11 protein-coding genes are annotated in these 14,631 nt (G+C 43.9%); 4 read left to right on the top strand and 7 right to left on the bottom strand.

The features are described 5' to 3' along the window. The first annotated feature begins 81 nt into the window (after window positions 1–81). Together argS and L3V35_RS13205 are read left to right on the top strand one after the other, a co-directional pair. Window positions 82–1,815, top strand: a complete 1,734-nt coding sequence (gene argS / locus L3V35_RS13210) for an arginine--tRNA ligase (RefSeq protein ID WP_237300015.1) — start codon at window positions 82–84, stop codon at window positions 1,813–1,815. A gap of 268 nt (window positions 1,816–2,083) precedes the next feature. Beyond that, entirely contained in the window at window positions 2,084–2,512 is a 429-nt protein-coding gene (locus tag L3V35_RS13205) for an HIT domain-containing protein (protein WP_237300013.1), read from the top strand. 137 nt (window positions 2,513–2,649) lie between these two features. Here the strand turns inward: L3V35_RS13205 and L3V35_RS13200 are convergent, their stop codons facing one another. The 5 genes from L3V35_RS13200 to znuA all read right to left on the bottom strand — a co-directional run bounded on the left by L3V35_RS13200 (window position 2,650) and on the right by znuA (window position 10,583). Next, on the bottom strand, window positions 2,650–2,880 hold the full coding sequence (locus L3V35_RS13200) for a FeoC-like transcriptional regulator (protein WP_017074512.1): 231 nt from the start codon (window positions 2,878–2,880) through the stop codon (window positions 2,650–2,652). Continuing rightward, a complete protein-coding gene (gene feoB / locus L3V35_RS13195; RefSeq protein WP_237300012.1) occupies window positions 2,877–5,150 on the bottom strand; it encodes a Fe(2+) transporter permease subunit FeoB in 2,274 nt (757 codons plus the stop codon). The genes L3V35_RS13200 and feoB overlap by 4 nt, the downstream gene beginning before the upstream one ends. Beyond that, window positions 5,151–5,372, bottom strand: coding sequence for a FeoA family protein (locus L3V35_RS13190; RefSeq protein ID WP_004734203.1), 222 nt, complete (start codon window positions 5,370–5,372; stop codon window positions 5,151–5,153). Between the two features lie 697 nt (window positions 5,373–6,069). Beyond that, window positions 6,070–9,429, bottom strand: a complete 3,360-nt coding sequence (locus tag L3V35_RS13185) for an AraC family transcriptional regulator (protein ID WP_237300280.1) — start codon at window positions 9,427–9,429, stop codon at window positions 6,070–6,072. A gap of 269 nt (window positions 9,430–9,698) precedes the next feature. Beyond that, a complete protein-coding gene (gene znuA / locus L3V35_RS13180) occupies window positions 9,699–10,583 on the bottom strand; it encodes a zinc ABC transporter substrate-binding protein ZnuA (protein WP_237300010.1) in 885 nt (294 codons plus the stop codon). Between the two features lie 83 nt (window positions 10,584–10,666). Here znuA and znuC point away from each other — a divergent pair, with 83 nt between their 5' ends. Continuing rightward, the gene (gene znuC, locus L3V35_RS13175; RefSeq protein ID WP_004734207.1) at window positions 10,667–11,446 is read left to right on the top strand and encodes a zinc ABC transporter ATP-binding protein ZnuC; all 780 of its coding nucleotides are present in this window, start codon (window positions 10,667–10,669) and stop codon (window positions 11,444–11,446) included. After that, window positions 11,446–12,231, top strand: a complete 786-nt coding sequence (znuB, locus tag L3V35_RS13170; RefSeq protein ID WP_004734208.1) for a zinc ABC transporter permease subunit ZnuB — start codon at window positions 11,446–11,448, stop codon at window positions 12,229–12,231. The genes znuC and znuB overlap by 1 nt, the downstream gene beginning before the upstream one ends. A 174-nt stretch (window positions 12,232–12,405) precedes the next feature. On the opposite strand, the gene sucD is transcribed toward znuB, so the two are convergent. Both sucD and sucC read right to left on the bottom strand, forming a co-directional pair. Then, window positions 12,406–13,278 carry a succinate--CoA ligase subunit alpha gene (sucD, locus tag L3V35_RS13165; protein WP_004734209.1) on the bottom strand — a complete coding sequence of 291 codons (873 nt, stop codon included), beginning with the start codon at window positions 13,276–13,278 and terminating at the stop codon, window positions 12,406–12,408. Further along, a complete protein-coding gene (sucC, locus tag L3V35_RS13160) occupies window positions 13,278–14,444 on the bottom strand; it encodes an ADP-forming succinate--CoA ligase subunit beta (RefSeq protein WP_004734210.1) in 1,167 nt (388 codons plus the stop codon). Before sucC ends, sucD begins: the two co-directional genes overlap by 1 nt. Between the last annotated feature and the right edge of the window lie 187 nt (window positions 14,445–14,631).

Here is a 14,631-nt window from a genome sequence, read left to right as displayed (position 1 = left end):
AACTCGAAGCATAATTAACCAAATTTAATACCCACGAAATAACGGCCACTCTTATTCATCCTTGAATTGAAGGAAACGCGTGTGAATATCCAAGCACTGATTAATGACAAAGTATCTCAGGCTCTAGAAGCCGCTGGCGCACCTGCAGGCTCTCCTGCGGCTGTTCGCCAATCTGCAAAACCACAATTTGGTGACTACCAAGCAAACGGCGTTATGGGTGTTGCTAAACGACTAGGCACTAACCCACGAGAATTTGCTCAAAAAGTATTGGACGTTCTAAACCTAGACGGTATCGCTTCTAAAGTTGAAATCGCAGGTCCAGGTTTCCTAAACATCTTCCTAGATGAAGCATTCCTAGCGCAACAAGCAGACGCAGCACTGGCTGACTCTCGCCTTGGTGTTGCAGCAGCTGAAGCACAAACCATTGTTGCTGACTACTCTGCTCCAAACGTTGCAAAAGAAATGCACGTTGGCCACCTACGTTCAACGATCATCGGTGATGCTGTTGTTCGTACACTTGAGTTCTTAGGTCATAAAGTTATCCGTGCTAACCACATTGGTGACTGGGGTACTCAATTCGGTATGCTTATCGCAAACCTTGAGCGTATCCAAGCTGAAACTGGTGAAGTTTCAATGGAGCTTTCAGATCTTGAGCAGTTCTACCGTGAATCTAAAAAGCTTTACGACGAAGACGAAGAATTCGCAGTAAAAGCACGTGGCTACGTAGTGAAACTGCAAGGCGGCGACGCATACTGTGCTGAAATGTGGAAAAAGCTGGTTGACGTAACCATGGTTCAAAACCAACGTAACTACGATCGCCTGAACGTATCACTGACACGTGATGATGTAATGGGTGAAAGTATGTACAACCATATGCTTTCAAACATCGTTTCTGACCTACAAGCACAAGGCCTAGCAAAAGAGTCTGACGGCGCACAAGTTGTATTCCTAGACGAATACAAAAACAAAGATGGCGACCCGATGGGCGTTATCGTGCAAAAACGTGACGGTGGCTTCCTATACACCACCACCGATATTGCCTGTGCTAAATACCGTTTTGAAGAACTGGGCGCAGACCGCGTACTTTACTTCATTGACTCTCGTCAGCACCAACACCTAATGCAAGCTTGGACTATCGTTCGTAAAGCGGGTTATGTTCCTGAGTCTGTCTCTCTTGAGCACCACGCGTTTGGCATGATGCTAGGTAAAGATGGTAAGCCATTTAAAACTCGTGCGGGCGGTACAGTGCGTCTTGCTGATCTTCTGGACGAAGCAGAAGTGCGTGCAACTCAACTGATTGAATCTAAAAACCCTGAGCTAGCAGAAGACGAGAAGAAAACCATCGCAAACACAGTTGCAATGGCGGCTGTTAAATACGCAGACCTTTCTAAGCACCGTACCACTGATTACGTGTTCGACTGGGAAAACATGCTGGCATTTGAAGGCAACACAGCACCGTACATGCAGTACGCGTACACTCGTGTAGCTTCAATCTTTGCTAAAGCAGGCATTTCTATGGACTCTCTTGAAGGTGAAATCAAAATCACTGAAGAGAAAGAGAAAGCCCTTATCGCGAAACTTCTACAATTTGAAGAAGCGGTACAGTCTGTTGCTCGTGAAGGTCAACCGCACATCATGTGTAGCTACCTGTTCGAACTTGCTGGTCAATTCTCTAGCTTCTACGAGGCGTGCCCTATCCTTGTGGCTGAAGATGAAACAGTTAAACAGAGCCGCCTGAAGCTTGCTGCACTGACAGCTAAGACTATCAAGCAAGGTCTGTCTCTTCTAGGTATCGAAACTCTAGAGCGCATGTAATTCCCTTCGGGTTACAATGAATAAATACAAAGGTTGATGTGAGAGCATCAACCTTTTGTTTTATCTAACGTATACTGATACCAATCGTAGTAAATAACTAATCATCCTAGCTGGTTAAAACGCTCGATAACTGCGTTAGAATTTTTGATTGTAGAATAACTACTTATCAAAAAATCTGCCTTGTTCTCAAACCTTTTTCCTGCGCTATTTCTGATCATTTACTTACTGTGATCGGTATGACCTCAAGAAATCGAAATGGACAATAATAATGAGCTTTGAACTTCACCCACAGTTAGCAAAAGACACCACGCTTATCGGCGAATTTCCACTAAGCTTGGCACTGCTAAGCAAAGACAGTGCTGTGCCTTGGGTTATCTTGGTACCAAAACGTGCCAACCTAAAAGAGTTGCACCATCTGCCAATGAAAGAACAACAGCAGTTCTTGCTTGAGTCTCAAGCGGTAAGCCAAGCATTAGAAGCTACGTTCCAACCAGACAAGTTAAACCTAGGCGCGCTGGGTAACATGGTGCCACAACTGCACATTCACCATGTTGCACGTTTCAAAGACGACATCGCGTGGCCAGGCCCTGTATGGGGCAATACCAAAGGCGAACAGCGCAATGAAGAAGAGCAAGCAGCAATCCATACTCGCATCCAGAATGTTCTGTCATTGAGCTCTATCTTTAAGAAAGCGTAATTCGAGTTCATCTCATTACGCTTTAAAGCAAGGCTGTTCAGAATAGACACATGACAAAAAGCCGCTCATCTAAAATAGGTGAGCGGCTTTTTTATTGTCTAATCTCGCCGTTTTCAACGAGAGTATGAAGCTCTGAACTACATCATCACATTCAGCGACAAACCATCTTGTTTGCTGATGGTGTAACGAATACGTGTTGTATGTCCATGCTTGTTGGTATCGATCAAGCGAGATATCTTACCTTTCTTGACCCACACACTCAGCATCGCATCGACACCGTCTTCGCTCATTCCAAACTTAGACGCAAGTTCACTACGAGCAGCAACACCTTCGTTATCAATGTATTGATGAAGTTCAGTTAAAATCATACTACTTGCACCTCTAGCGCTTTTTGCTTACTGCCGATTTTCTTGAAGACGCGATACGTCACCACAAAACCACCAGCAATTGCCACCATCCACACAGCACTACTCACTGGGTGTACTGCGAAATTTGCTGCTTGGTAGTAGAAGGTTGCACCGAAGTAACCAAGAGCCATTGTCCACACCGCAATGAAGCGGGCAAACGTCTGACCAAACTCACGAACATAAGCGCCCATCGCAGCAACACAAGGTGTGTAAAGCAGGATAAGAATCAAGTAAGCAAACGCAGCGTGGCCTGATACAAACTTGTCTTTCAAGTTACCAAAGATCGAAGTATCAACCTCTTGATCTGCAGCCACAGAGCTTGAGTCAGACAAGTCGCCCACTTCAATGCCTAATGGATCTGAATAGCTCAAACCAGCTAGGTTTTCAGGAATTGTCATCACGGCTTCTTGCAAACTTGCTGCTAAATCGAATTCAGCCGCTTCTTCGTCTGATGGCGTCGTGTACAAGCTATTTAATGTACCGACAACCGCTTCTTTCGCAAAAATACCCGTAATAATACCAACCGTTGCAGGCCAGTTCTCTTCTGTAATACCAATCGGTTGGAATACAGGCGTCACGACTTGTGCCGCTTTAGATAACACTGAATTCTCGCTGTCTTCGTTACCAAAACTGCCGTCCATACCTAATGAATTCAGGAAGCTAAGAATAGCCACAACCATTACGATGGTTTTACCTGCGCCAAGCACGAAACGTTTCAGCTTCTGCCAAGTTTTCAGCATCACGTTTTGCACGGTCGGCAACTCGTAATCCGGCATCTCCATAACCAAGCTATCACTGCTACCAGGATAGATAGTATTTTTAAGGAATAAGCCCGTAAATACAGAAGCAACAATACCCATGATGTACAGAGCGAATACTACATTTTGTCCCGCACCAGGGAAAAACGCAGCTGCGAATAGTGCGTATACTGGCAAACGAGCACCACATGACATAAACGGAGCCATTGATGCTGCCAGTTTACGTTCACGCTCTTGGTCAAGAGTACGAGTTGCCATGATTGAAGGTACGTTACAACCAAAACCAAGTACTAACGGAACAAACGCTTTGCCCGGTAAACCAATCTTCTGCATCACTTTATCAAGTACAAATGCTGCACGAGCCATGTAACCCGAGCTTTCTAATACCGCTAAGAACAAGTAAAGCGCGGCAATAACCGGAATAAAGGTCGCAACCGTTTGAATACCACCGCCGATGCCATCGGCAAGAATGGTGACTAGCCAAACCGGTAAATGGCCATCTAATAAGTGGTGTCCACCATCAACTAATATTGCGCCAACACCAATATCAAAGAAGTCGATAAACGCACTACCGATATTGATAGAGAACATGAACATTAGGTACATGATGACGAAGAAGAAAGGAATACCGACCCATTTATTCAAAATGAATTGGTCTGCTTTCTCAGTAAAGTTACGGCTTAGTTTACCTTCACTGCGACGAACACGTTTACAAAGGTCATGTAAGAAAGTGTATTTAGCGTCAGCAACAGCAAGGTCAATATCGAAATCGGCACCTAGGCGCACACTGTCGATTTGAGTACGAGTTTGAGGAGCCAATCCGTTCAATACTAAGTAATCATTTTCTAAAGCACGAATAGCCAGAGCTCGGTGAGATACGTCAGCATCATCAAATTGTGACTCAACAGAAGGGATAAGAGCTTCTAACGCGGCGTCGTAATCGATAGAGATAGGGTCAAGGCTCACACCTTGAACAAGTAACTTATGAAGGCGTTCTTTAAAGCGAACCACTTGGCCTTTGTCGTTTGCAGACAAGCTCAGAACTGGACAGCCAAGCTCTTTCTCTAGCGCTTTAAGGTTAATCACCTGACGCTCACGCTTTAATACATCCATCTTGTTCAATACAACGATCATTGGGCGACCCAACTCTCGTAATTGTAATGTCATGTATAAGCTTCGTTCTAAGCAGCTTGCATCTACAACATTGATGATCACATCTGCAGGGTGAGTTAGCACAGCACGAGACGCGATAGATTCATCGATACTGTTCGCATCATTACCACTGTCTAGTGCGTAGATACCCGGTAAATCCGTTAGCTGAAACTGATCACCAGCGTGCGAATACAAACCCGTCTTCTTTTCTACGGTTACACCAACCCAGTTACCAACGTGCTGCTTAGCACCAGTTAAGGCGTTAAATAATGTTGTTTTACCACTATTCGGGTTACCAACGGTAAGAACTTGATAATCCATTTAGATAACCTCGATTTGTTCTGCAATGCTTTCACGAATGGCGATAGAAACACCTCTCACCTCCACTTGAAGTGGATCACCCATCGGCGCACGACGGATTAGCGTCACCTCAGTTTTTGGCAACATGCCCATAACCATAAGTTTTTTTCTAACGTCCGGTGTTAAGCCTGTTAGTGCAACAATAGAAGCCGCTTTTCCTTGCTCGAGTTGTGAGAGTTTCATAAATGCCCAATTCGTGACTGATAATGAGAAAGATTGTTATTACCGCCATGATACACATACATGACCACAATTCCATTGTGTGAAATCAATGTTTTCGAAAATACATACTCGTAAATTTCGTTAAAAACGTTTACGTCAAAAACGTTACTTTCAACAAACAACGAGAACTACCTCACTAGTACCAATCAAGAAAAACCAACACAAATCATTAATTATCAACAACTTAGAATAATGTCGGTTTTCTCATGGCCATCTGTCGTTAATTTTATAAGTAAAATAAGTGGGCAGACGTATAGTTACTCCAACGAAGAGAAACTACTTCTCTTTAATTTTATTCCAGAGGTGATGTGGCTTGCCATATCACTCCGGCAGCAAGCGAAGGTGTCCTTGGCACCCGTGGTATAGTCCCCCCGGCTATACCACGATATTTTTTTTCTTCCTTTTGTTTTATCCCAACAGCCTTTTAAACTCCCCACAGCTCTCAATCTCAATCTCGTATCTCGTATCTCGTATCTCGTATCTCGTATCTCGTATCTCGTATCTCGTATCTCGTATCTCGTATCTCGTATCTCGTATCTCGTATCTCGTATCTCGTATCTCGTATCTCGTATCTCGTAGAAGCATAAAAAAGCCCCGACACGAATGTCGAGGCTAAAGTATCTTTATTTATGTGGAAATAGAGTAAATCCGCAGCTAGCTACTCTTCACTGTTTTCAGCAAACTTAGATGGCGACATACCAAAATGGTGCTTAAACCTTTGACTGAAATAGGAAGGGTCATTGAAACCAGAATCAAACGCGACGTCTGAGATCTTCTCTCCCGCAAGTAACCGCTCGCACGCATGCTCTAAGCGCACTTCATTCAAGTGCTCTTTAAAGGTCTTGTTATAAGCCGATTTAAAGCGTCTCTGTAAGCTTCTCTCTGACATGAACAAGTACTTAGCAGCAGTTGCAGTGCTGAACTCTGCATCGGCGTAGTTTTCACTCACAAGCTGCGACACCCTGTTTTTCCACTCTTGTTCAGCACTCAACCTTTGTTGCTCTGGCCTTGAAGCAGCAAGCTTAATGGTTTCTATCTGCTCAATTGTGCTGGCTTCCAGATTATCCAGCACTTGATATTCAATCGGCCACGAAAGCTGAACCTTATTTTGATAGTCAGAAACAAACGCGTTCAGTTCACCACCACTCTGATTCATCAATAGAGGTAATTTTTCGATATTTAGATCAGTCGATTTTCCGGTGTTGTCACTCATGCTTGATGCCAATTTAGGAAAAGGCATCCCATGATCTCGAATCGTAACGACAAGATGCTCCTTCACTTCTTCAACCAGAACCACCATGCTTTGTGACTTAAAGTTTCTCTTGATGATGCTCGCAACCAAGTTGTTGAAAATAATATCGAGATTAAAATACAGTAAGGATACGTATCGTTGTTTGGTATCAACTCTGATATCCAGTTCAATACCCGCTTTGGCTAAATCATCTTGCCAAGCTTTGAGTACCGCTTCTAAGATCAAAATTATATCGTAACTGACCTTCCCTTCTCCTTGAGGTGTATTGCTCAATTGAGCCAAGCCATTTTTCAGCGTTAAGATTGGCGACTTGCCTTTCTCATTCCAATTCGGGAGCATCGCTGCAATATGATTAACTTCAGATGAGAGTTCATTTGCTGTGTGCGACACAAGCGCACTCTTAACTGATAGCTGCTTTTTAAGCTGTTGATTGGTCGTCAACAGAATGCGACTTTGGTGCCTCAGTTGATCGGTTTTTAATGCAACTTGCGCTTTTAGGTGTCTATTAGCAAAAGTGACATAACGCGAACGCCAAAAGACCAAGATAGTCACGACACCAATCAGCAGCGCCAGAGAGCTTGCGGCAGCCCAATTGGTCAGATACCAAGGCTCAGCGATTGAGAAGCTTTGATTCGTTGACACAAAGCGATAATGCGAGTCCTTAACGGGTTTAACTTCCAGTGTATAGTCCCCCGGAAGAAGATGGTCGAGCGTTAACAAGCCTCCTTCAAATTCACTCCAAGGTTCATCGTCGCTCAGGCGATACTCCATCGCAGGGGCAAACGTCGCAGGTAGGATACCCAACTTAAAACTCATAGATGAACCATAAGGGATTTCATCCAAATCAGCTGTCTTGCCACCTAGTGATACGGTTTTCTGATCAACACTGATCTTACTCAGTAATGCTCTACTATGAGGTGTTGTTGATACCAATAACTCATCAGATAACGCACTGACTACGCCATACTTTGATCCAAAAGTAAGCCTCGTAGATTGGCTGCCTTCGCTGTCAAACAAGTCGCATGCCCCTGCTGCCAGTTCATTGGTGATCAAGCCAAATGGTGAACCAATATGTTTATGCAGTTGCCCATCCAGTCCGTAATAGCTGATACCTTTCGAAGAACCTAACCACACACCATTGTCATCGCTTATTAAGCAATTTGGGCTAATATTGTCTTCAACAAGCGTGACCTCTTGAATAATAGAGCTGTCATAAGGGATTCGATACACGCCATAACTGCTCGCAAACCATTGAGCCCCATCCTTCGCTTTTTCAATATCGACCACTTTGCCAAATCGTTCGCTTGAGCGACTAAAGCTAATCCGTTTATCAATAAAAGAGTAGAAGCCGTGGTCAGTGCCTATATATATACGACCTTGTAACCCTATATTGAGAGCCGTGATTTTTGCTGGCAAAAACTTATCAACTAACCAGTCAGTACCGTACCCCGTCAGCTTCATGGTTTCGATAAATAACGAATAGAGGTTTTGCCCCGATGTTATCCAAAGTACGTTATCAGCTTGAAGCGCAAAGTTCTCAACGTGTACGCCCTTGATAGACCTTGGTAAACCGAGTTCTTCAGGCTCTAACGTATTGGTATTAAAACTAATAATACCTTCTTCAGTAGCCAACCAAATGGAAGAACCAAAGATCTCAAAGTCCTGTACCGAGTTGGAATAAACACGAATTGGATTCTCTTTGCTTTGAGCATCGACCAAATAGAGGCCCAGTGAGGAAGCAACCCAAGATAATTGTTCACTAACCGGCTGTACTTTGTTTATCACGACGCTACTTGAGTGCATCCCCATACCCGTTAATGGCGTTCTTGAGAATGTCTTACTGAACAGTGAGAAATATCGGATGCCGTTATTTGTCGCAACCCACATCCCACCAGCATGGTCGTTGATTAACGAATATATTTTCTCTCCCGGTAACGAGAAATCTTGGTTAGCGGCTTGTTCGAATCGTGTAATTTGACCCGTAATGAAGTTGTAACTAATGAGTCCATGCTCTGTGCCAATCCAATATTGGTCTGAAGTTTCAGCAAGCGAGAGAACGTGCGACCCTTTTATTTTGTTCTCTTTATCTGGATTCGCGAGATCAACAATCACCGCCCCATTTAAAGTGCCGATCACTAACTCTCGTCTAGCATTAGAAAAATAAACCGTCTCAATATGGTGCTTATCTGATGCAGTGATGTGAGTAAACTCTTGCGCCTCGGAAAGGTAAGCACCAGAACTGGTCGCGAGTACCCATTTTGACAACACCCACTCCGCATCGTTAATCGCAATATCACTGCTATTGTTGTATCGATACAGTTTGAGTAGTGAGTAGGTGGTAAATTCTAAAGATTGAGTGTTGTATGTATAAAAATTACTGCCATCTGTGACCCAAATATAATCACCTGATGAGCCTATATTCGTGATCTCAGCACCCGGGCTTAAACTAAACGCAAGTTCATTGCCAATCCCCGGATTATGTCGGTACACCTCATTATCAAAAAATGTCCAAAACTCATCGTTAAGAAACGCGACTCTTTCTGAAGAAAATTGCAGAAGGCTACCCTGTCTAGGGAATAGGGTTCGGCCATCATAAAAGAGTACTTTTCCATGGACATCATGAACCCATAGCCCGCCACCGGCACCTAAGTACAAGTTTTTAGCCGCAAGAAAATTCCCTTGCGCTTGAACGGGCAAAGGATAGAAAACGGAGGGTGATGTATTTACCGCGAGAACGCTAAATGAAATGCTCATTAACATGAACATTCTGAAGATAATTCGATACAACTTTTCATCCTGAACAGCAATAACACATGAAATTATGGTGTCCACAACGTCTCAGTCGCTGCTTAACCAAAAATCCAGTTTTTTTGTGCTTATTATTATCTTTCTATTTTAGCGGAAATTAACAAAGGAGAAAGGAGGTTTGCTATTTGTTGAGAGGTTTTATCTTAGCGGTCACGAAAATGCCGCAAAAAGCGGCATGATTCATAAATTAACGAGAGCAAAGTGTCGTTAGGAATATTGGTTATTGATTACTTAGCACTCAAGCAGCTGGTGTAGCTGTCTGTAAGTTGCTGAAGAAAATCGAAATAACTTCCACTCTTCACTTCAACCTGTGAACCAACAGGATCAAGTTGCCCTTGCTTAGCATTGCTTCCGCGAGTCACCGATTCGATCACAGCTGGTGTAAATTGAGGCTCTGCAAATACACATTGAACATTTTCACGCACCAAGGTTTTCTTGATAGCTATCAAGCTTTTTGCACCCGGCTTGCGCTCTGGGCTCACGGTAAAGTGACCTAAGTTATTTAACTCAAACTCCTGTTCGAAGTAGCCGTACGCATCATGGAATACGTAGTAACCTTTGTCTTTCACTGGCGCAAGTTGTTCATTAATTGACTGCTTCTTTTCTTTCAAAGCAATCAAGAATGAGTCTAGGTTCTCTTGATACGCCATTGCGTTATCAGGGTCAGATTCAATCAACTTAGCTGAGATATATTTTGCCGCGACTTCAACTTGGTCGATGCCCAACCAAAAATGCGGGTCATGGCTACCATGATGATGTCCTTCATGAGCATCGTGGTCTTCATGCCCAAACTCTCTCAAGTTGATTCCAGGAATCTCACTGATCTTGATAACATTTTCTTTTGAACCAATCACCTTAGTCAAAAAGGCTTCTAGGTCAGGGCCGAACCAGATAACCATATCGGCACTATGAACTTTTTTGACATCCGATGGCTTAAGCGCATAATCATGCGGCGAAGCATTGCTGTTCATCAACACATCCGGCTCACTAACGCCTAGCGTTAATTCTGTCACAATCATTTGAATCGGTTTAAAGCTTGTTAGAATAGTATTGGCACTTGCGACACTTGGCGCTAAAAGCAAAGTAGCAAGTATAAAAGATGAACGTGACATAATCCCTCGATAATAGAAAAGTAGCTTAGGCTTGAGGTAAATGTTACATTATAACATTAGCGAATTGCAAATGAGTTCTATTCATGGATAACTTAATCCAACTAGATTCTGTGAGCGTCGAGTTTGACGGTCGAAAAGTTCTAGACAACATCTCTCTAAATATAGAGCGCGGCAGAATCACCACCCTCATTGGGCCAAACGGTGCAGGAAAGTCGACATTAGTAAAAGTGGTACTGGGTTTACAAACCAAATTTTCAGGCACAATAACAAAAGCTAAAAAACTGAAAATTGGCTATGTACCACAAAAATTAAAGCTTAATGATTCACTACCGCTTAATGTAGAACGTTTTCTAAAGCTCACTGGCAAGTTCAGTCAGCAAGAGATCCTTGAAGCATTGAAGCTCGTTGGTGCTGAACATCTGCAAAAGAGTAACATGCACCAGCTATCTGGCGGTGAAAACCAACGTGTGCTGATTGCTCGTTCACTGCTAAGAAGACCAGACCTACTGGTTCTTGATGAACCTGCTCAAGGCGTTGATGTACAAGGACAAATTGACTTGTATGACCTAATTGACACCATTCGTCACCGTTTTGGTTGTGCCGTATTTATGGTTTCACATGACCTGCATTTAGTGATGGCCAAAACAGACGATGTTATCTGCTTGCACCACCATATCTGTTGCTCAGGCGCACCTGCAGACATCAAACACCACCCTTCGTATATTGCGCTCTTTGGCACCGCGACCCAAGAAACACTAGCGTTTTATCATCACCAACACGAACATCACCATCATGATCTTGCAGGCCAGCCTGTCGAAGGCGACGTGCATGAATGTTCAAACCATAAACACGGACATCACTAATGCTTGAGTTTCTTCTTCCCTCTATTTTGGCGGGTTTGGGTATTGCGCTAATTGCAGGCCCATTAGGGTCGTTCGTAGTATGGCGCAAGATGGCTTACTTTGGTGACACGCTTGCTCACGCTTCTTTGATGGGCTTAGCACTTGGCTTTCTGTTCAACATTAACTTGTATTTCGCGCTGCTGATTTGTTGTTTGATGCTGGCCGTGTTGCTAGTGACTTTACAAAAACAAAAGCTAGTCGCGACCGATACCCTACTCGGTATATTGGCGCACAGTGCACTCTCTTTAGGCCTTGTTGCTGTCAGCTTCTTAGACAATGTTCGTGTCGATCTAATGAGTTACCTATTTGGTGACTTGCTTGCGGTGTCTCCAACAGATTTGGTGTTCATCTACGCGGGTGCTGCAGTGATTGGTTTAGTGCTTGCGATATTTTGGCGACCACTGCTATCAACGACAGTAAATGAAGATCTTGCAGCAGTAGATGGCATCAACATTGACTTAATGCGCCTAATCCTGATGTTGCTGGTTGGTATCGTGATTGCGGTCGGTATGAAATTTGTTGGTGCATTGATCATGACGTCATTGCTGATAATCCCAGCAGCAACGGCAAGGAAATTCGCTAATACACCCGAACAAATGGCATTCCTCGCCTCTGTAATTGGTTCTATCGCTGTGTTCGGAGGGTTGAGCTTGTCTTGGTTCTATGACACGCCAGCCGGCCCTTCTGTTGTTATCAGTGCTGCGGCAATGTTTATGCTATCTCAAATGTACAGAACCCGCGCCTAAAGTGAAAAGTCGGGATTCATTCTGGCTTTTAACAACACAACAGTTGATGCGGTGATTGTTTACAAAAGAGTCGCTTACAAAAAATCGGTCACAAAAGAAAAAGGCTTGGTCAATGACCAAGCCTTTCTTATATCGTTCAGTTAACTTCTATCTCGTTAGATAAAAGCCAGCTGATTACCAACCCGTGATTTCACGTAGGCCTTTACCGATGTCAGCAAGAGACTTAACAGTCTTAACGCCTGCTGCTTCTAGTGCTGCGAATTTATCTTCAGCAGTACCTTTACCGCCAGAGATGATTGCGCCAGCGTGGCCCATACGTTTACCCGGAGGAGCAGTAACACCAGCGATGTAAGATACAACTGGCTTAGTTACGTTTGCTTTGATGAACTCAGCTGCTTCTTCTTCCGCAGTACCACCGATCTCACCAATCATTACGATTGCTTCAGTCTCTGGGTCTTCTTGGAAAAGTTTTAGGATATCAATGAAGTTTGAACCTGGGATAGGATCACCACCGATACCAACACATGTAGACTGACCAAAGCCTTCATCTGTTGTTTGCTTAACTGCTTCGTACGTCAGAGTACCTGAACGAGATACGATACCTACTTTACCCTTCTTGTGGATATGGCCAGGCATGATACCAATCTTACACTCGTCTGGAGTGATAAGACCTGGACAGTTAGGACCGATCATGCGAACGCCAGTTTCTTCTAGCTTCACTTTAACGTCGATCATATCTGTAGTAGGGATACCTTCAGTGATCGTTACGATCAGTTCGATACCTGCATCAATTGCTTCTAGGATTGCATCTTTACAGAAAGGTGCTGGTACGTAGATAACTGTTGCTGTTGCGCCAGTTACTTCTACTGCTTCACGTACTGTGTTGAATACTGGAAGGCCTAGGTGAGTTTGACCACCTTTACCAGGTGAAACACCACCAACCATTTGCGTACCGTATGCGATAGCTTGGTCTGAGTGGAATGTACCTTGACCGCCAGTGAAACCCTGACAGATTACTTTAGTGTCTTTGTTAATTAATACAGACATTATTTAGCCTCCGCAGCAGCAACAACTTTCTGAGCAGCATCTGTTAGAGATACAGCAGCAATGATATCAACATCAGAATTAGCAAGTACTTCACGACCTAGGTCTGCGTTTGTACCTTCTAGACGAACAACTACAGGAACTGTTACGCCAACTTCTTTAACTGCACCAATAATACCTTCAGCGATCATGTCACAACGAACGATGCCACCGAAGATGTTTACTAGTACTGCTTTAACATTGTCATCAGAAAGGATGATCTTGAATGCTTCAGCTACACGCTCTTTTGTTGCGCCGCCGCCTACATCAAGGAAGTTTGCTGGCTTGCCGCCGTGTAGGTTTACGATATCCATCGTACCCATAGCAAGGCCTGCACCGTTAACCATACAGCCAACGTTGCCATCAAGTGCTACGTAGTTCAGTTCCCACTGAGCTGCGTGCGCTTCGCGCTCGTCTTCTTGTGAAGGATCGTGCATTTCACGAAGCTTTGGCTGACGGTACATTGCGTTTGAGTCAATGTTGATCTTGCCGTCTAGACAAAGAAGGTTACCTTCATTTGTAATAACAAGCGGGTTAATTTCTAGTAGAGCTAGGTCGTACTGAGCGAACATTTCACCAAGACCCATGAAGATCTTAACGAACTGTTTAATTTGATCGCCAGCTAGGCCAAGTTTGAATGCCAATTCACGGCCTTGGTAAGCTTGAGGGCCAACTAGAGGATCGATCGCAGATTGGTGAATCAACTCTGGAGTTTCTTCAGCGATTTTCTCAATGTCCACACCGCCTTCAGTTGACGCCATGAATACAATTTTGCGCGTTGCACGGTCAACAACAGCACCTAGGTAAAGCTCGTTAGCAATGTTCGATGCTTCTTCAACTAGGATCTTTGTTACAGGCTGACCATTAGCGTCTGTTTGGTAAGTCACTAGGTTTTTACCCAGCCACTTTTGTGCAAACTCTTTAACGCCTTCTTTAGTGTCATGTAGCTCTACGCCGCCCGCTTTACCGCGACCACCAGCGTGCACTTGACACTTAACAACTTTCTTGGCTGTACTAATACGGCCTGCAGCTTCGAAAGCTTCTTGTGCTGTGTCACACGCGAAACCTTCAGGTACAGGCAAACCGAATTCTGCAAACAGCTGTTTGGCTTGGTATTCATGCAAATTCATTTTGATATTCCGTTTATTTTCCCTTAAGGGATTATTATTTCCATAACGACACAGTTTCCTGTGGTACGTCTGTAGGGTCTTCTCAAATCAACTGCTGTCCATTTTCTAATGGCTTTACAGTTCAAGTGAAGGCCAGACGTTGAGCAGCCTAGCCTTTGAAACTTTTTACGTCTAGCTAACGGGGTTA

Source organism: Vibrio sp. L5-1, assembly GCF_021728315.1.
Classification (GTDB): Bacteria; Pseudomonadota; Gammaproteobacteria; order Enterobacterales; family Vibrionaceae; genus Vibrio; species Vibrio splendidus_K.
Note: the sequence above shows the minus strand (reverse complement) of the source record. Positions and strands in the feature narration are given on the sequence as shown.

Excerpts from the sequence above, each read along its gene's own strand:
- L3V35_RS13205 (WP_237300013.1), top strand. The coding sequence starts at position 2,084 with ATGAGCTTTGAACTTCACCCACAGTTAGCAAAAGACACCACGCTTATC.
- L3V35_RS13200 (WP_017074512.1), bottom strand. The coding sequence starts at position 2,880 with ATGATTTTAACTGAACTTCATCAATACATTGATAACGAAGGTGTTGCT.
- feoB (WP_237300012.1), bottom strand. The coding sequence starts at position 5,150 with ATGGATTATCAAGTTCTTACCGTTGGTAACCCGAATAGTGGTAAAACA.
- L3V35_RS13190 (WP_004734203.1), bottom strand. The coding sequence starts at position 5,372 with ATGAAACTCTCACAACTCGAGCAAGGAAAAGCGGCTTCTATTGTTGCA.
- L3V35_RS13185 (WP_237300280.1), bottom strand. The coding sequence starts at position 9,429 with ATGTTCATGTTAATGAGCATTTCATTTAGCGTTCTCGCGGTAAATACA.
- znuA (WP_237300010.1), bottom strand. The coding sequence starts at position 10,583 with ATGTCACGTTCATCTTTTATACTTGCTACTTTGCTTTTAGCGCCAAGT.
- znuC (WP_004734207.1), top strand. The coding sequence starts at position 10,667 with ATGGATAACTTAATCCAACTAGATTCTGTGAGCGTCGAGTTTGACGGT.
- znuB (WP_004734208.1), top strand. The coding sequence starts at position 11,446 with ATGCTTGAGTTTCTTCTTCCCTCTATTTTGGCGGGTTTGGGTATTGCG.
- sucD (WP_004734209.1), bottom strand. The coding sequence starts at position 13,278 with ATGTCTGTATTAATTAACAAAGACACTAAAGTAATCTGTCAGGGTTTC.
- sucC (WP_004734210.1), bottom strand. The coding sequence starts at position 14,444 with ATGAATTTGCATGAATACCAAGCCAAACAGCTGTTTGCAGAATTCGGT.